Annotated in this window: 16 protein-coding genes; 12 read left to right on the top strand and 4 right to left on the bottom strand. The window is 63.9% G+C overall.

The window, feature by feature from the left end; translation table 11 throughout:
- The first annotated feature begins 6 nt into the window (after positions 1–6).
- From sctP to PPGU16_RS33705, 12 genes are all read left to right on the top strand, one after another.
- Positions 7–567: a type III secretion system protein SctP gene (sctP, locus tag PPGU16_RS33760; protein ID WP_180727032.1), complete on the top strand. Its 561-nt coding sequence runs from the start codon at positions 7–9 to the stop codon at positions 565–567.
- 18 nt (positions 568–585) lie between these two features.
- Positions 586–1,770 (top strand): type III secretion system cytoplasmic ring protein SctQ, encoded by a 1,185-nt coding sequence (gene sctQ / locus PPGU16_RS33755; RefSeq protein ID WP_180727031.1) that lies wholly within the window; start codon positions 586–588, stop codon positions 1,768–1,770.
- Positions 1,748–2,404, top strand: coding sequence for a type III secretion system export apparatus subunit SctR (gene sctR / locus PPGU16_RS33750; RefSeq protein ID WP_180727030.1), 657 nt, complete (start codon positions 1,748–1,750; stop codon positions 2,402–2,404). The genes sctQ and sctR overlap by 23 nt, the downstream gene beginning before the upstream one ends.
- A 25-nt stretch (positions 2,405–2,429) precedes the next feature.
- Positions 2,430–2,693 (top strand): type III secretion system export apparatus subunit SctS, encoded by a 264-nt coding sequence (gene sctS / locus PPGU16_RS33745; RefSeq protein WP_180727029.1) that lies wholly within the window; start codon positions 2,430–2,432, stop codon positions 2,691–2,693.
- Positions 2,690–3,640, top strand: coding sequence for a hypothetical protein (locus PPGU16_RS33740; RefSeq protein WP_180727028.1), 951 nt, complete (start codon positions 2,690–2,692; stop codon positions 3,638–3,640). The genes sctS and PPGU16_RS33740 overlap by 4 nt, the downstream gene beginning before the upstream one ends.
- A gap of 135 nt (positions 3,641–3,775) precedes the next feature.
- Positions 3,776–5,035, top strand: a complete 1,260-nt coding sequence (locus tag PPGU16_RS33735; protein ID WP_180727027.1) for a type III secretion protein — start codon at positions 3,776–3,778, stop codon at positions 5,033–5,035.
- A 3-nt stretch (positions 5,036–5,038) separates the two neighbouring features.
- Positions 5,039–5,281 carry a type III secretion protein gene (locus PPGU16_RS33730; protein WP_180727026.1) on the top strand — a complete coding sequence of 81 codons (243 nt, stop codon included), beginning with the start codon at positions 5,039–5,041 and terminating at the stop codon, positions 5,279–5,281.
- Positions 5,282–5,360: 79 nt separating this feature from the next.
- Positions 5,361–5,582: a hypothetical protein gene (locus PPGU16_RS33725; protein WP_042308577.1), complete on the top strand. Its 222-nt coding sequence runs from the start codon at positions 5,361–5,363 to the stop codon at positions 5,580–5,582.
- Positions 5,583–5,664: 82 nt separating this feature from the next.
- Positions 5,665–6,120 (top strand): CesT family type III secretion system chaperone, encoded by a 456-nt coding sequence (locus tag PPGU16_RS33720; RefSeq protein ID WP_180727025.1) that lies wholly within the window; start codon positions 5,665–5,667, stop codon positions 6,118–6,120.
- 64 nt (positions 6,121–6,184) lie between these two features.
- The gene (locus PPGU16_RS33715) at positions 6,185–6,646 is read left to right on the top strand and encodes an MEKHLA domain-containing protein (RefSeq protein ID WP_180727024.1); all 462 of its coding nucleotides are present in this window, start codon (positions 6,185–6,187) and stop codon (positions 6,644–6,646) included.
- Between the two features lie 237 nt (positions 6,647–6,883).
- On the top strand, positions 6,884–8,674 hold the full coding sequence (locus PPGU16_RS33710; protein WP_180727023.1) for a nitrite/sulfite reductase: 1,791 nt from the start codon (positions 6,884–6,886) through the stop codon (positions 8,672–8,674).
- A complete protein-coding gene (locus tag PPGU16_RS33705; protein ID WP_180727022.1) occupies positions 8,671–9,084 on the top strand; it encodes a DUF934 domain-containing protein in 414 nt (137 codons plus the stop codon). The genes PPGU16_RS33710 and PPGU16_RS33705 overlap by 4 nt, the downstream gene beginning before the upstream one ends.
- Before the next feature lie 57 nt (positions 9,085–9,141).
- Here PPGU16_RS33705 and cyoD read toward each other — a convergent pair whose 3' ends face one another.
- Genes cyoD through cyoA form a run of 4 tightly spaced genes read right to left on the bottom strand, consistent with a single transcriptional unit; the run spans position 9,142 to position 13,017 of the window.
- A complete protein-coding gene (gene cyoD, locus PPGU16_RS33700) occupies positions 9,142–9,525 on the bottom strand; it encodes a cytochrome o ubiquinol oxidase subunit IV (RefSeq protein WP_180727021.1) in 384 nt (127 codons plus the stop codon).
- Entirely contained in the window at positions 9,522–10,145 is a 624-nt protein-coding gene (cyoC, locus tag PPGU16_RS33695) for a cytochrome o ubiquinol oxidase subunit III (protein ID WP_180727020.1), read from the bottom strand. The genes cyoD and cyoC overlap by 4 nt, the downstream gene beginning before the upstream one ends.
- Positions 10,146–10,147: 2 nt before the next feature.
- A complete protein-coding gene (gene cyoB / locus PPGU16_RS33690; RefSeq protein ID WP_180727019.1) occupies positions 10,148–12,151 on the bottom strand; it encodes a cytochrome o ubiquinol oxidase subunit I in 2,004 nt (667 codons plus the stop codon).
- 5 nt (positions 12,152–12,156) lie between these two features.
- Entirely contained in the window at positions 12,157–13,017 is an 861-nt protein-coding gene (gene cyoA, locus PPGU16_RS33685; RefSeq protein ID WP_243460760.1) for a ubiquinol oxidase subunit II, read from the bottom strand.
- Positions 13,018–13,062 lie beyond the last annotated feature (45 nt).

The raw sequence follows: 13,062 nt of genomic DNA, 5'->3' as shown, positions 1-13,062 counted from the left end.
CAACGCATGTCGAGAACCACCTCGCGTCCCGTGCGCGTGATCGCGGCGCCTTCGCAGACGTCGCCCGCTTCGGCGGGCGCGCGCATGCGCCGCGCGCGGCATGCGGATTTCGCCGCGCTCCTGCGGCGCGACGACAAACCGACGCCCGACGATCTTCTCGCTGCGCCGTTCAACGACGACGCTCAGCACGAACATCACGCGGACGAAACGCTCGCGCAACGCATCGGCAGCGCGAGCCAGCGCGTCGTCGCGGCTGTGCTGCGCCGCGAACAACAGATGCTCGAACTCGCGCATCTGCTCGCGCGGCATGTCGCCGACTTCGCGTCGAACCCCGCGATCCGCCAGGCAGGCCACTGGGAAGTGGCCATGCGCATCGATCCGCAGCGGCTGCCCGGCACGCAGTTGCATCTGACGCTTTCGCCCGCGGTTCTCTTGCTTCGCTTCGACGTCGAGTCGGCCGACACGCGCGAACTACTCTTGCATCATGCCGGCCTGCTCGAACGCGAGCTGCGCCAGTTGCTCGCGTCGCAAGGCGAAGCGCGCACGCTCGAACTGACTATCCACTAGCTCACGCCTTTGTCCACTGTGCCCACCGAACCTTCGTATGCAGAGAAACTGCGCCGCGTCACACCCGATGCGGCGCGGGCCGCGCGCTTTCTGTGCGATGCGCGTCATGTCGACGCGTTGCGCCAGCTCGGGGCGGTCGATGCCATCGAAATCGCGCCCGCCGTCGCGGCGGATACGGCTTTCGACGAAGCGGGCCGCATCGTGCTCGCGCATCTGGAAGGCACGCTCGATATCGATCTCGATCTCGCGCGCTATCCCGCGTTGCAGATCGTCGCGGCCAGCGCCGGCGACAGCGCGCGGCACGCGCTGCGCAGCACCCTCGCGAACGCGCTGCTTGCGCCGCTCGTGCAGCGCTTTCAGGCGGCGGGGCTGGGACGCTGGCGTGTGGCGTCGGTGGAACGGACGCCCGCTGGCGTCGCGAGCGGCGAACGCTTCGACGTGGCGTTGCTGCATGAAGGCGTCGTGCATCGGCTTTCGATCGGCGCATCCGGCGCGACGCTCGATGTGCTGCATAAACGGCTCGCCGCGTTGCCGTCGCGTCATGCAACGGAAACATTCGCTTTGGCATCCCCGATCTGCGTCGCGGGATCGATCGCGCTCGGCGCGCGGCGCGTGCCGCTTGCCGCGTTGCAGTCGCTGCGTCCGGGCGACGTCGTGCTGCGCGCCTTTGCGCCTTCCGTCGCGCAAGCGCTGAGCGGCGGCACCGCGTTCACCGCGCGCGCCACATGGGGCGCGACTGCGACGGGCATGCGGCGCATTCATGCGCGTGTCGTCATCGACGGCACGCAGGTCACTGTAGAAGAGAAACCGATCATGAACGAAGAACCTTTACAGGCCGAATGGCCCGACACGCTACCAGGAGACGGCGAAGCGCTGCAAGAAACCGAAGCAGCCGCGCCCGATGAAACGTCCGAAATCGACGCGCACAGCAACTGGCAGCACGACACAGAAGACGCCCCGCTCGATATCGGCCTGCTCGATCTGCCCGTGCAATTCGAAATCGACAGCGTGGCGCTGCCGCTCGCACAGCTCGCCGCGCTCCGCCCCGGCTATGTGATCGAACTTGCCGCGCCCGTGCTCGATACGCCCGTGCGGCTCGTCACGCATGGGCAAACGGTCGGCTATGGCGAGATCGTCTGTGTCGGCGAACATCTGGGCGTACGTATCACGAGGATGGCTTATGCCGGCGATTCAGACAGGTGACATCACCGGGCTGCTGATCGTCGTGCTGGCGATCAGCGTGATCCCGTTCATCGCGATGGTGGTCACGTCGTACATGAAGATCGTCGTCGTGCTCGGGCTGCTGCGCAACGCGCTCGGCGTCCAGCAGGTGCCGCCGAACATGGTGCTCAACGGCATCGCGATCATCGTCTCCGTGTACATCATGGCGCCCGTCGCGTTCTCCGCGATGCAGGGCATGCAGGCCAACCAGGCGCCCGGCAACGTCACGCAGAACGTGACGGCGGGTATCGCGGCCGCGCGCGAGCCGTTCCGCACCTTCCTCGAAGCGCATGCGCAATCGCGCGAACGGCAGTTCTTCCTGCGCTCGGCGACGGCCTTGTGGCCCGCGCAGCAAGCCAGGGCGCTGAAGGACACGGATCTGATCGTGCTCGCGCCCGCGTTCACGCTGACGGAGTTGACGGACGCCTTCAAGATCGGCTTTCTGCTGTACATCGGCTTTATCGTCGTCGATCTCGTGATCGCGAACGTGCTGATGGCGATGGGCCTGAACCAGGTGCAGCCGACCAACGTCGCGATTCCGTTCAAGCTGCTGCTGTTCGTCGCGATGGACGGCTGGTCCACGCTGATGCATGGCCTGATTCTCGGCTACCGGTAGGCGTTTCTTTAACTATGGACAAGCCATGACTATCGATACGCTCGTCGGCCTCGCGACGCAAGGGCTGCTGCTATGCCTGTACGTATCGCTGCCCGTCGTCGTCGTCGCGGCCGGTGTCGGCCTGCTGGTGTCGTTCCTGCAGGCGATCACGTCGCTGCAGGATCAGACGCTGTCGTTCGGCATCAAGCTGATTGCCGTGGTGGTCGCGCTCATCGTCGTGGCGCCGCTCGGCGCGTCGGCCATCCTGCGCTTCGCGAACCAGTTGCTGCTGACGGCGGTGCAGCGATGAACCCGCTTCACTCGCGACCGGCCACAGGGGCCTCAGGCACGTCGGCCACGCAAGAGGCCGCGCAGACGCAACGGGGCGTGACCGAACCCGCGCGGCAACAGACGCGCGCACGCTTTGCCACGTCGTTGCGTAATAACGTGCGCTTCGCACATGCGCATCACGCGCATCGGCAGGGGCAGGCACGCTCGGCAAATGCGCGGCGTCTTGCGAAAGCGCTTTTGAAGAAGCGCCAGGGCAAGGCAGCCGCGACACGTTTTGCCGCGGCACGCCGGCCCACGACGGGCCGCTCCGCTACTGGCGCGAGAGCGGCTCAGAACACGAGAAACACCGACCGCCAGCGCAACGCCGCGCTGCGCGTGTCCCGCGACGGCGGCAACGGCGGCTCGCGCGGCGGCGGGCAGCAGCAGGACGAACAGCAACAGCAACGGCAGCAGCAGCGCCAACAAGGCAAGCACGACGACGATCTGATGCTGGATGGCGCGGACGGCGCGAACCGCGCAGCGCCCTTCGTGCCCGAGTTTGCCGCGCATGCGTCGACACTTGCAGGCACGGCGCGCCGCGAAGCATTAGCCAGCGCGTGGTGCGACGCGTTGCTGAAGCCAGGTCGCCCGCTGCACGACGCGCTCTCGCAATTGCGCGCGCTGCGGCGACATGAGGGCGCGTTGCCGCTCGCATCGCTCGCACAGGTCCGCCAGTCGTTGATGGACGCAACCGCGCGTGCCGCCGCGCGTCGGCAGCCGGATGAGACATTGGCAACGGCTGCAACGGCCACGGCCGTTAGCCCGGACACCTCGAAACAGGCTCGCAACGCTCTCGCACCGTTGCTCGCGCTCGTCGCAGGCGGTCCGACGCTGCCAGGCCGAGAAGGACGCGCGGCAAGCGCGAATGCGGCGCTCGACGGCATCGCACACGCGCGCGGCACCCGTCCTGTCGAATCCGCGCGTTGAACTCACTTCGCGTGAACACGAGTGCCTTCGCACACGACGCGTATCGCAGCCCACGCGTCCATTAATCTGCGACTCATCGAAGGAAGCGAAACAGCACGATCGCTGCCTCGCTTCTCCGCCTGACCGACCGAACTCATGAAACAACTGCGCATCCTGACGGGTATTCATGCTGGCGCGACCGCACCGCTCGGTCCCGGTCTTTTCCGGATCGACGCGGACGACGACGCCGACATTCGCATCACCGACTGGACGGGGCCGTCCGCGATCGTCGAAGTTGGCGACAGCGACGTCGTGACCGTGCGGCGACTCGCCGCGCAAACGACTGCCGTCGACGCGAACGATGAAACAGCGCACCGCGAAGCCGACACGCAAGACGCAGAGCACGAACCCGTGCAGGACACGGCGCCCGTTTTCATGCTCGACTTTCTGCCGATGCAGTTCGACCAGAGCGTGATCTGCATCGGACCCGACGATGTCGAATGGCCCAGCGATCTCGCGCTGCTGTCGACGCTTTTAAAGCCCGGCCAGGCCGACAACGACGTACGCGACCAGCAACGCTCACGGCGCCGCACCTTCGTCGCGCTCGGCGCGGCATGTGTCGCGTTGATTGCGATCGCGTGCGTCAGCGCCCTGTCGATGACGACACGCGCGAAGGCATCGATGTTGCCCAACGACGTCGCCGCGATGGAAAACGTGAACCGCGAATTTGCCGCTGCGCATCTGAACGAACTGCGCGCATCGCTCGATGGTCACGGCGGCGTGCTCGTGCGCGGCCTCGTCGCGAACGAGTCGGAGAACCTCGCCGCGCGGCGACTGCTGGCCGCGATCACGTCGCCGCGCGTGCAGGCGCAGTACGGCATCGCCGAGGTGATCCGGCGCAGCATCGGCGAGAGCCTGCCCGTCGCGGGGATCAGCGTGCATTACGACGGCGCGGGCGTGTTTGCGATCGAAGGCAAGGACGTCGATATGGACGCGTTGCAGCAAGGCGTGAAGCGCATCCGTCCCGACTTGCCCACCAACGTGAAAGACATCCGCATCGACGCAACGGGCGCCGAGCAGGCTGACGCACCAGCGGGCGCGAGCTATATCGCGATCGTGTCGTCGGATACGGTGCGCTACGCGCAAACGCCCGATGGCGTGAAGCACATCTTCATTCTCGACAACGACACGAACGCCAGCGCGCCCGCCGCAGCGAGTGCAGCCAGCGACGCCGCAGCGCCCGCAGCAGCCGACTCACAGCAACCGGCCAGCGATGCAACGCCGCCCGTTTCGAAAGCCGTCATCGAACCGCCCTCACCGCTTGCCAGGCAGCTCGCCGGGCCTGCCGCCGCGCGGCATGTGCTCGACCTAACCCAGACGTCCGTCGCGCAGACGGCCGACACGTTACGGAGATGAACCATGTACGAAGCCATTGAACGCCACGCACAACACTTCATGGCGTTGCAGAACGTCGTGACCGCCGCCGACGCCGACGCGCGCGTCGCTGAACTGCGCAAGGCGCTCGAAGACAGCGCCGAGCAGCTCAATCATGCCGCCGACGGCACGGCCGCCGACCGCGATGCGCGCGCCCGCATCTATCGCGGCCTCGTCGCCGCGAGCCGCATCGTCGGGCAGTTGCGCGAGGACGCGTTGCGCGGCTGACGCGTCGAACGTCATTTCATTCGCTTTTTTCAACACCGGTTGGACATTCCGTCTGCCGGAACTTTCCAGGAGAGCCACCATGCCCGGTATTGCAACGGCAGCAACATCCGCACTGGGCGCCGTGACGAACGGCGTCAACTCGAGCAGCGCAACGGCAAGCGCCGAAGCGACGATCAACAACAACGCCCAACAGCAGCTCGAAATCGCGCAAGCGCAGTCGAATGCGAGCCTGCTGCAGGCGCTCGGCGAAGCGATGAAGTCGGGTGCGTCGAGCATCCAGAAGGCCGCGCAGGCATCGTAGTGCAGGCTGGCTGGCCGTTCGCGCAGCGGCCAGCCGTTGATGCCTTGCAGGATTTCCCTTTGTTTGATCGGGCATTCGCATCGTGAGTGAAGACCGTTATGTAGAACTCGTTGCATCGCTGTGCGAGACAGTCGGCTTGCCCGACGTCGAGCACGTGTTGCAGACCCATTCGATCGAAGTGGGCGGCCTCGATGTGCGGCTCGACTGCTTCGACGAAGACCCCGATGCGATCTATCTGAGCTTCGACTTCGGCGCGGTGACGGCGGGCCGCATCACGACCGTCTACCGGCTCATGCTCGAAGCCAATCTGCTCGTGTATGCGCAGGACCAGGCGCAACTCGGGCTCGACTCCGACTACGGCAATGTCGTGCTGCTCGTGCGCGTACCGTTCGCCGATGCGCCGACGGGCGAAACGCTCGCCGATCTCCTCGCCCACTATTCGGAACATGGCGCGTACTGGAAGCAGAGCATTCTCGAAGCCAGCGACGAGCGTTTCGAAGCCATCGTCTCAGGCAACTTCTCGTGGATCCGGGCATGACACCTACGCGGAAAACAGCGTCACGCTAGAATGTCTTCCAACATCGCCTGGACCTGGAAAACCAATGGATTTACGCACCGACCTGAATTTCTTCAACCTGCTCGCAGGCAGCTATGCGCGTCTGCTGGGCACCGAACTCGTACCGAAGCATGAGCGCGCGGAAGATGCCGTCGCGTGGCTGTATCACGATGCGCCCTTCGGGCTGCTCGCGCACAATACGGCCGAAGACCCTGTGTTCGTCTACGGAAACCGCCGCGCCCAGACGCTGTTCGGCTACGACTGGGACGAAATCACCGCCCTTGCGTCGCGCCTTTCCGCAGAGGCGCCGGAACGCAGCGAACGTCAGGCGTTTCTCGATCAGGTCACGCGGGACGGTTATGTCACCGGCTATCGCGGCGTGCGCATTGCGAAGACGGGCCGCCGTTTCTGGATCGAACGCGCGACCGTGTGGCAACTCATCGACGAGCACGGCAAGCTGCATGGCCAGGCCGCGATGATTCCGCAGACCACGGCGCTGCCTGAATAGGCCCCGCGCAAGGCACAAGGCAGGCCCCAACTCCCTCATCTCTCCGACCGGGCAGTCCGCGTTCTGGCGCGCTGCCCGGTTTTTTCATCTGCTGCGGTCATTTTCGCGTCATCTGCGTCTTGTCGGCGGGTGCATGCGCCAGTAGATTCGAGCGAACATGCCGGTGGTATCGGCCGTCGTTCCGCGTCCCCAGGCGAAAGCTCGACATGCACGCTTTCGCCGCCCTCCAGGTTAGCCATGTATCAGTACAACGAGTTTGACAAAGCCTTTCTGCTCAATCGCGCCGCGCAGTTCCGCGACCAGATCGAACGCTGGCAGGACGGCCGATTGAGCGAAGACGCCTTTCGTCCCTTGCGCCTGCAAAACGGTTGGTACGTGCAGCGGCACGCACCGATGCTGCGCGTCGCGGTGCCGTATGGCGAGTTGTCGAGTGCGCAGCTTCGCGTGCTCGCGCGGGTGGCGCGCGAATACGATGCGCCCGAAGCCGACGTCTACCGGCAGGCACTCGACGCCCAACGCAAGCTCGGCACCGTCCGGCTGCCAACCCATCACGCGCACTTCACGACGCGCACCAACGTGCAGTTCAACTGGATTCCGCTCTCGAAGGCCGCCGACGTGATGGACCTGCTGGCGACCGTCAACATGCACGCCATCCAGACGAGCGGCAACTGCATCCGCAACATTTCCTGCGACGAGCGCGCGGGCGTGGCGCCCGACGAGATCGCGGACCCGCGTCCGTTCGCCGAAATCATGCGGCAGTGGACGACGCTGCATCCCGAGTTCGCGTTTCTGCCGCGCAAGTTCAAGATTGCGATCACAGGTGCAAGCGACGACCGCGCGGCGACCGACTGGCATGATGTCGGCCTGCGCTTGCGCTATGGCGAGAATGGCCAACTCGGGTTTCGCGTGACCGTCGGCGGCGGCATGGGGCGTACGCCCGTCATCGGCACGGTGCTGCGCGAGTTCCTCCCGTGGCAGCACATCATGAACTACATCGAGGCCGTGGTCCGCGTGTACAACCAGTACGGACGGCGCGACAACAAGTACAAGGCCCGCATCAAGATTCTCGTGAAGGCGGAAGGCCAGAAGTACATCGACGAAGTCGAGGAAGAGTTTCGCCAGATCGTCGAGCATGACGGCGGACCGCATACCATTCCGCGTGCCGAACTCGAGCGCGTCAGCGCGTATTTCGTGCAGCCTGCAACGGGCTCGGTCGACAAGCCGTCGGACGCCGACGCTCGCAAGGCGATACACGACGCGGCCGCCAGTACGCCGCAATTTGCGCGCTGGCTGGAGCGCAACGTCGCGCAGCACCGCAATCCGTCGCTGCGCATCGTCACCTTGTCGTTCAAGCGTCTGCTGCAGGCACCCGGCGATGCATCCGCCGATCAGCTCGATCAGGTCGCCGGTCTTGTCGACCGCTTCTCGGCCGGCGAAGCGCGTGTCACGCACACGCAGAACATCGTGCTGCCGTGGGTGCATGAAAACGATCTGCTCGCGTTGTGGGAAGCCGCGCGCAGCGTGGGACTCGCGAGCGCCAACGTGAATCTGCTGACGGATATGATCGCGTGCCCCGGCGGCGACTTCTGCGCGCTGGCGAATGCACGCTCGCTGCCCGTCGCAGAAGCCATCACTGAACGCTATCAGGACATGGACGAACTCGAAGACATCGGCGAAGTGGATCTGCACATCAGCGGCTGCATCAACTCGTGCGGGCATCATCACAGCGGGCACATCGGCATTCTCGGCGTCGACAAGGATGGCGCCGAGTGGTATCAGGTCACGCTCGGCGGCTCCGATGGATCGCATGCAAGCGGCGATGCGCAACCCGGCAAGGTCATCGGGCCGTCGTTCTCGGCGCACGAAGTACCCGACGTGATCGAAGCCGTGCTGCGAGCGTATGTCGAACAGAGAACGGAATCGGGGCCGCGCCGCGAGAGCTTCATCGAAACGGTGCGGCGCATCGGGCTCGATCCATTCAAGACGGCCGCCAATGCGGCACGCACGCCGCTGGAGGTGTCGGCATGAAAGCGCGTATTCGCATTCTTGCAGCCGCCGGGCATCTCGCCGATGCCGTCGCGCATGTCGTCGCGCTCGATAACGATGCCGATCCCTTTGCCTATAGCGAGGCTATCGCTCAGGCCGACCGTATCGAGCTTCATTTTCCGAACTTCACCGACGGGCGGGCGTTCAGCCAGGCGTATCTGATCCGTCGCCGGCTCGGTTTCAATGGCGATCTGCGCGCAACGGGCGACGTGCTCGCGGATCAGTTGATTCAGATGGAGCGCACGGGGTTTTCGAGTGCCGTGCTGGCCGAAGGCGTCGATCCTGCCGACGCGCAGCGCCAATTGGATCGCTTCGCCGCCTTCTATCAGGGTGACGTGGCGCGCGATGCGCCATTCAGGCGGCGTGAAGTGGAAGTCGATGCGGGAAATTGAATTGGTTAGCGGCGCTTCGACGGGAGTCAAAGCGCCGCTAACACATGGAGACCTTCTTTAGTCGCGTGCCAATGCGCGCTCGATCGAAATCTGCGTCGGCATCATGTTGATGTTCGCATTGTGGATGACCCACAGCGAACCCGCGACGATGATCGCGATCAGCAACGCCGTGCACACGAAAATCCCTGTGTTCGAGCGCTGATCCGCGGATGAACCCAGGTGCAGGAAGTACCGCAGCTGCACCACCAACTGCACGACGCACAGAATGACGACGGCCGTCAGCCCCATCGAGCGCGGCACGACATGCGTCATCACCACGCCGAACGACGCGAACGTCAGCACCAGCGACAGCAGCATGCCGACCACGTAGCTCTTCACGCTGCCATGCGATGCATCATGAACGTGACCCTGCGTCACGTTCGATCCAGATGTTTTGCTCATAGAAATTCACGCAGATAGACAAGACTGAACACACAGATCCACACGAGATCGAGGAAGTGCCAGAAGAGACTCAGGCACGCAATGCGCCGCCGCGTCACGGGCGTCAGCCCGAAACGGCTGATCTGATGCATCATCACGACGATCCAGAGCAGGCCCGTCGTGACGTGCAGGCCGTGCGTGCCGACGAGCGTGAAATAGCCCGACAGGAACGCGCTCGTCGACGGTCCGGCGCCGTCGCTGATCAGATGGGCGAACTCATAGATTTCCATGCCGATGAAGGCCGCGCCCAGCACGAAAGTCGCGGCCAGCCAGCCCACCACCTTGCCGCGCTGGTTCGCATGCATGCTCAGCACGCCCATGCCGAACGTGAAGCTGCTGGCGAGCAACAGCAGCGTTTCGCCCAGCACATACGGCAATTCGAACAGCTGCTTGCCCGTCGGGCCGCCAGCCGTCGCATTGGCGAGCACGCCGAAGGTCGCGAACAGCGTCGCGAAGATCAGGCAGTCGCTCATCAGGTAAATCCAGAACCCGAGCGTGGTGCGGGTTCCGCTGTCGTGCTCATGGTCGTGGCCGTGCGCGTCGTGATGCTCGCCGGCCCGATAGGTCGATACGCTTGTCATGGTCAGGCCATCTCCGCAATTGCTTCGTCACGCGCATCTTCGATCTTCGCGTAGCGCGCGTTCTCGATCCGCTCCACTTCGGCAGCGGGAACGTAGTAGTCGACATCCTGATCGTAGGAGCGCGCGATGAACGTGCCGACCATCCCGATCAATGCGACGATCGCGAACACCCACATGTGCCACACCATCGCGAAGCCGAACAGGAGGCTGAACGCGGAGATGATGAAGCCAGCCGCCGTGTTGCGCGGCATATGAATGTCCTCGTACTTTTTCGCGGGCCGGGCGTATGCGCTGCCCGACTGCTTGTTGTCCCAATGCTGTTCGAGCGACGTGATGACGGGAACATGCGCGAAGTTATAGAACGGCGCGGGCGAAGCCGTCGACCATTCGAGGCTGCGTGCATCCCACGGATCGCCCGTCAGATCGCGACACTGCTCGCGCTTGCGGATGCTCACCGCGAACTGGATCAGCAACGCGAGAATGCCCATGCCGACGATCACGGCCCCCACGAGCGCAACGATCAGCCACGGGTGCCACTCGGCCACCGAGTAGTGATTCATGCGGCGCGTCATGCCCTGGAAACCGAGGATATACAGCGGCGTAAACGCGAGCCAGTAACCGACCAGCCAGCACCAGAACGCGACCTTGCCCCAGAACTCGTCGAGCGTGAAACCGAACACTTTCGGGAACCAGTAGCTGATGCCCGCGAGACAGCCAAACACCACGCCGCCGATAATCACGTTGTGAAAGTGCGCAACCAGGAACAGGCTGTTGTGCAGCACGAAGTCCGCGCCCGGCACGGCAAGCAGCACACCCGTCATACCGCCGACGGCAAACGTCACCATGAAGCCGATCGTCCAGAGCGTGGACGTGTGGTAGCGGATGCGGCCGCGATACATCGTGAAGAGCCAGTTGAACAGCTTTACGCCTGTCGGCACCGAAATGATCGACGTCATGATGCCGAAGAACGCATTCACGTTGGCACCCGAGCCCATCGTGAAGAAGTGATGCAGCCACACGAAGAACGACAGAATACCGATCGACGACGTCGCGTACACCATCGACTTGTAGCCGAACAGCGGTTTGCCGGAGAACGTGGAGATGATCTCCGAGAATGCGCCGAACGCGGGCAGGATCAGGATGTACACCTCGGGGTGGCCCCACACCCAGATCAGGTTGATGTACATCATCGCGTTGCCGCCCAGCTCGTTCGTGAAGAAATGCATGTCGAGATAGCGGTCCATCGTCAGCAGCGCGAGCGTGCCCGTCAGCACGGGGAACACCGCGACGATCAGGATGTTCGTGATCAGCGCCGTCCAGCAGAACACGGGCATCTTCATCAGGTTCAGACCCGGCGCGCGCATGCGCAGAATCGTCACGATGAAGTTGATACCGCTCAGCGTCGTGCCTAAACCGGACACCTGCAGCGACCATATATAGTAGTCGACGCCCGTGGTTGGACTGTAGCCAAGCTCGGACAGCGGCGGATACGCAACCCAGCCCGTCGCCGCGAAGTCGCCGACGAACATCGAGATCATCACCAGCACCGCGCCGACAGCGGAGAGCCAGAAGCCCAGCGAATTGACGAACGGATACGCGACGTCGCGCGCGCCGATCTGCAGCGGCACCACCACGTTCATCAGGCCGAGAATCAGCGGCGTCGCCACGAAGAAGATCATGATCACGCCGTGCGCGGTGAAGATCTGATCGTAGTGATGCGGCGGCAGGTAGCCCGCCGAGTCACCGAAGGCGACGGCCTGCTGCGCGCGCATCATGATCGCGTCGGCGAAACCGCGCAGCAGCATGATGAGCGCGAGAATGATGTACATCACGCCGATCCGCTTGTGATCGACGGACGTAATCCACTCTTTCCACAGATACGACCACTTGCCGATATAGGTGATGGCGCCGAGCAACGCGAGGCCGCCCAGTATCACGACGCCGAGCGTGCCCATGATGATGGGCTCGTGATACGGAATCGCATCGAGCGTAAGTTTTCCAAACATATCCACTACTCCGATACCAAAGCTGCGTGTGAAGGCAGACGAGCCGGCTTGACATACATGTCCGCATTCGCCGTCGTGCAGATCGGGCGGTCTGCCGCGTCACGCATGTACTGATAGACGATGCCGTCGAACAGTCCCGGCGCCACGTTGCTGTACAGCGTCACGGGGTTCTTTCTGCTCGGTTGCTGCAAGCTGTCGTAGGCCGCGACATCGAGCGCCTGCGGCGACGCTTTCGCGCGCGCCACCCATGCATCGAATTCGCCGCGGCTCGTCACGACCGTGTCGAAGTTCATGTCCGAGAAGCCCGGCCCGCTGAACGCCGACGAACGGCCCGCATATGTGCCGGCGCTATTCGCGATCAGATGCAGTTGCGTCTGCATGCCGGACATCGCGTAGACCTGGCTGCCCAGTTGCGGAATGAAGAACGAATTCATCAGCGACTCCGCCGTCAGACGGAAGTCGACGGGGGTATCGACGGGCAGCGCAAGCTGGTTGACGGAGGCCACGCCGTAGTCCGGGTAGATGAACAGCCACTTCCAGTTCAGCGCGACCACTTCGACGCGAACGGGCTTCACGTTCGATTCGATCGGCTTGTATGGATCGAGGCTATGCGTTGTCTTCCAGATCAGCACCGCAAGCGTCGCGACGATGATGCACGGAATGGTCCACACGACGACTTCGATGACGGTCGAGTGCGCCCACGTCGGCGCGTACTTCGCCTTCGTGTTCGACGCCCGGTAGCGCCACGCGAAATACAGCGTGAGCGCGATCACGGGAATCACGACCAGCAGCATCAAGCCGAGCGCAATCAGGATCAGGTTCTTCTCCTGTACGCCGATGTCGCCTTTCGGATCGAAGAGCACCATGCTGCAGCCGCCCAGCAGGCTCAGCGCGCCGGTCGCGGCGACGCG

This window comes from Paraburkholderia largidicola, from assembly GCF_013426895.1.
GTDB classification, from domain to species: Bacteria; Pseudomonadota; Gammaproteobacteria; order Burkholderiales; family Burkholderiaceae; genus Paraburkholderia; species Paraburkholderia largidicola.
Note: the sequence above shows the minus strand (reverse complement) of the source record. Positions and strands in the feature narration are given on the sequence as shown.

Coding starts and splice junctions, on each gene's coding strand:
- sctP (WP_180727032.1), top strand. CDS start 7: ATGTCGAGAACCACCTCGCGTCCCGTGCGCGTGATCGCGGCGCCTTCG.
- sctR (WP_180727030.1), top strand. CDS start 1,748: ATGCCGGCGATTCAGACAGGTGACATCACCGGGCTGCTGATCGTCGTG.
- sctS (WP_180727029.1), top strand. CDS start 2,430: ATGACTATCGATACGCTCGTCGGCCTCGCGACGCAAGGGCTGCTGCTA.
- PPGU16_RS33740 (WP_180727028.1), top strand. CDS start 2,690: ATGAACCCGCTTCACTCGCGACCGGCCACAGGGGCCTCAGGCACGTCG.
- PPGU16_RS33735 (WP_180727027.1), top strand. CDS start 3,776: ATGAAACAACTGCGCATCCTGACGGGTATTCATGCTGGCGCGACCGCA.
- PPGU16_RS33730 (WP_180727026.1), top strand. CDS start 5,039: ATGTACGAAGCCATTGAACGCCACGCACAACACTTCATGGCGTTGCAG.
- PPGU16_RS33725 (WP_042308577.1), top strand. CDS start 5,361: ATGCCCGGTATTGCAACGGCAGCAACATCCGCACTGGGCGCCGTGACG.
- PPGU16_RS33715 (WP_180727024.1), top strand. CDS start 6,185: ATGGATTTACGCACCGACCTGAATTTCTTCAACCTGCTCGCAGGCAGC.
- PPGU16_RS33710 (WP_180727023.1), top strand. CDS start 6,884: ATGTATCAGTACAACGAGTTTGACAAAGCCTTTCTGCTCAATCGCGCC.
- PPGU16_RS33705 (WP_180727022.1), top strand. CDS start 8,671: ATGAAAGCGCGTATTCGCATTCTTGCAGCCGCCGGGCATCTCGCCGAT.
- cyoD (WP_180727021.1), bottom strand. CDS start 9,525: ATGAGCAAAACATCTGGATCGAACGTGACGCAGGGTCACGTTCATGAT.
- cyoC (WP_180727020.1), bottom strand. CDS start 10,145: ATGACAAGCGTATCGACCTATCGGGCCGGCGAGCATCACGACGCGCAC.
- cyoB (WP_180727019.1), bottom strand. CDS start 12,151: ATGTTTGGAAAACTTACGCTCGATGCGATTCCGTATCACGAGCCCATC.
- cyoA (WP_243460760.1), bottom strand. CDS start 13,017: ATGGTGCTCTTCGATCCGAAAGGCGACATCGGCGTACAGGAGAAGAAC.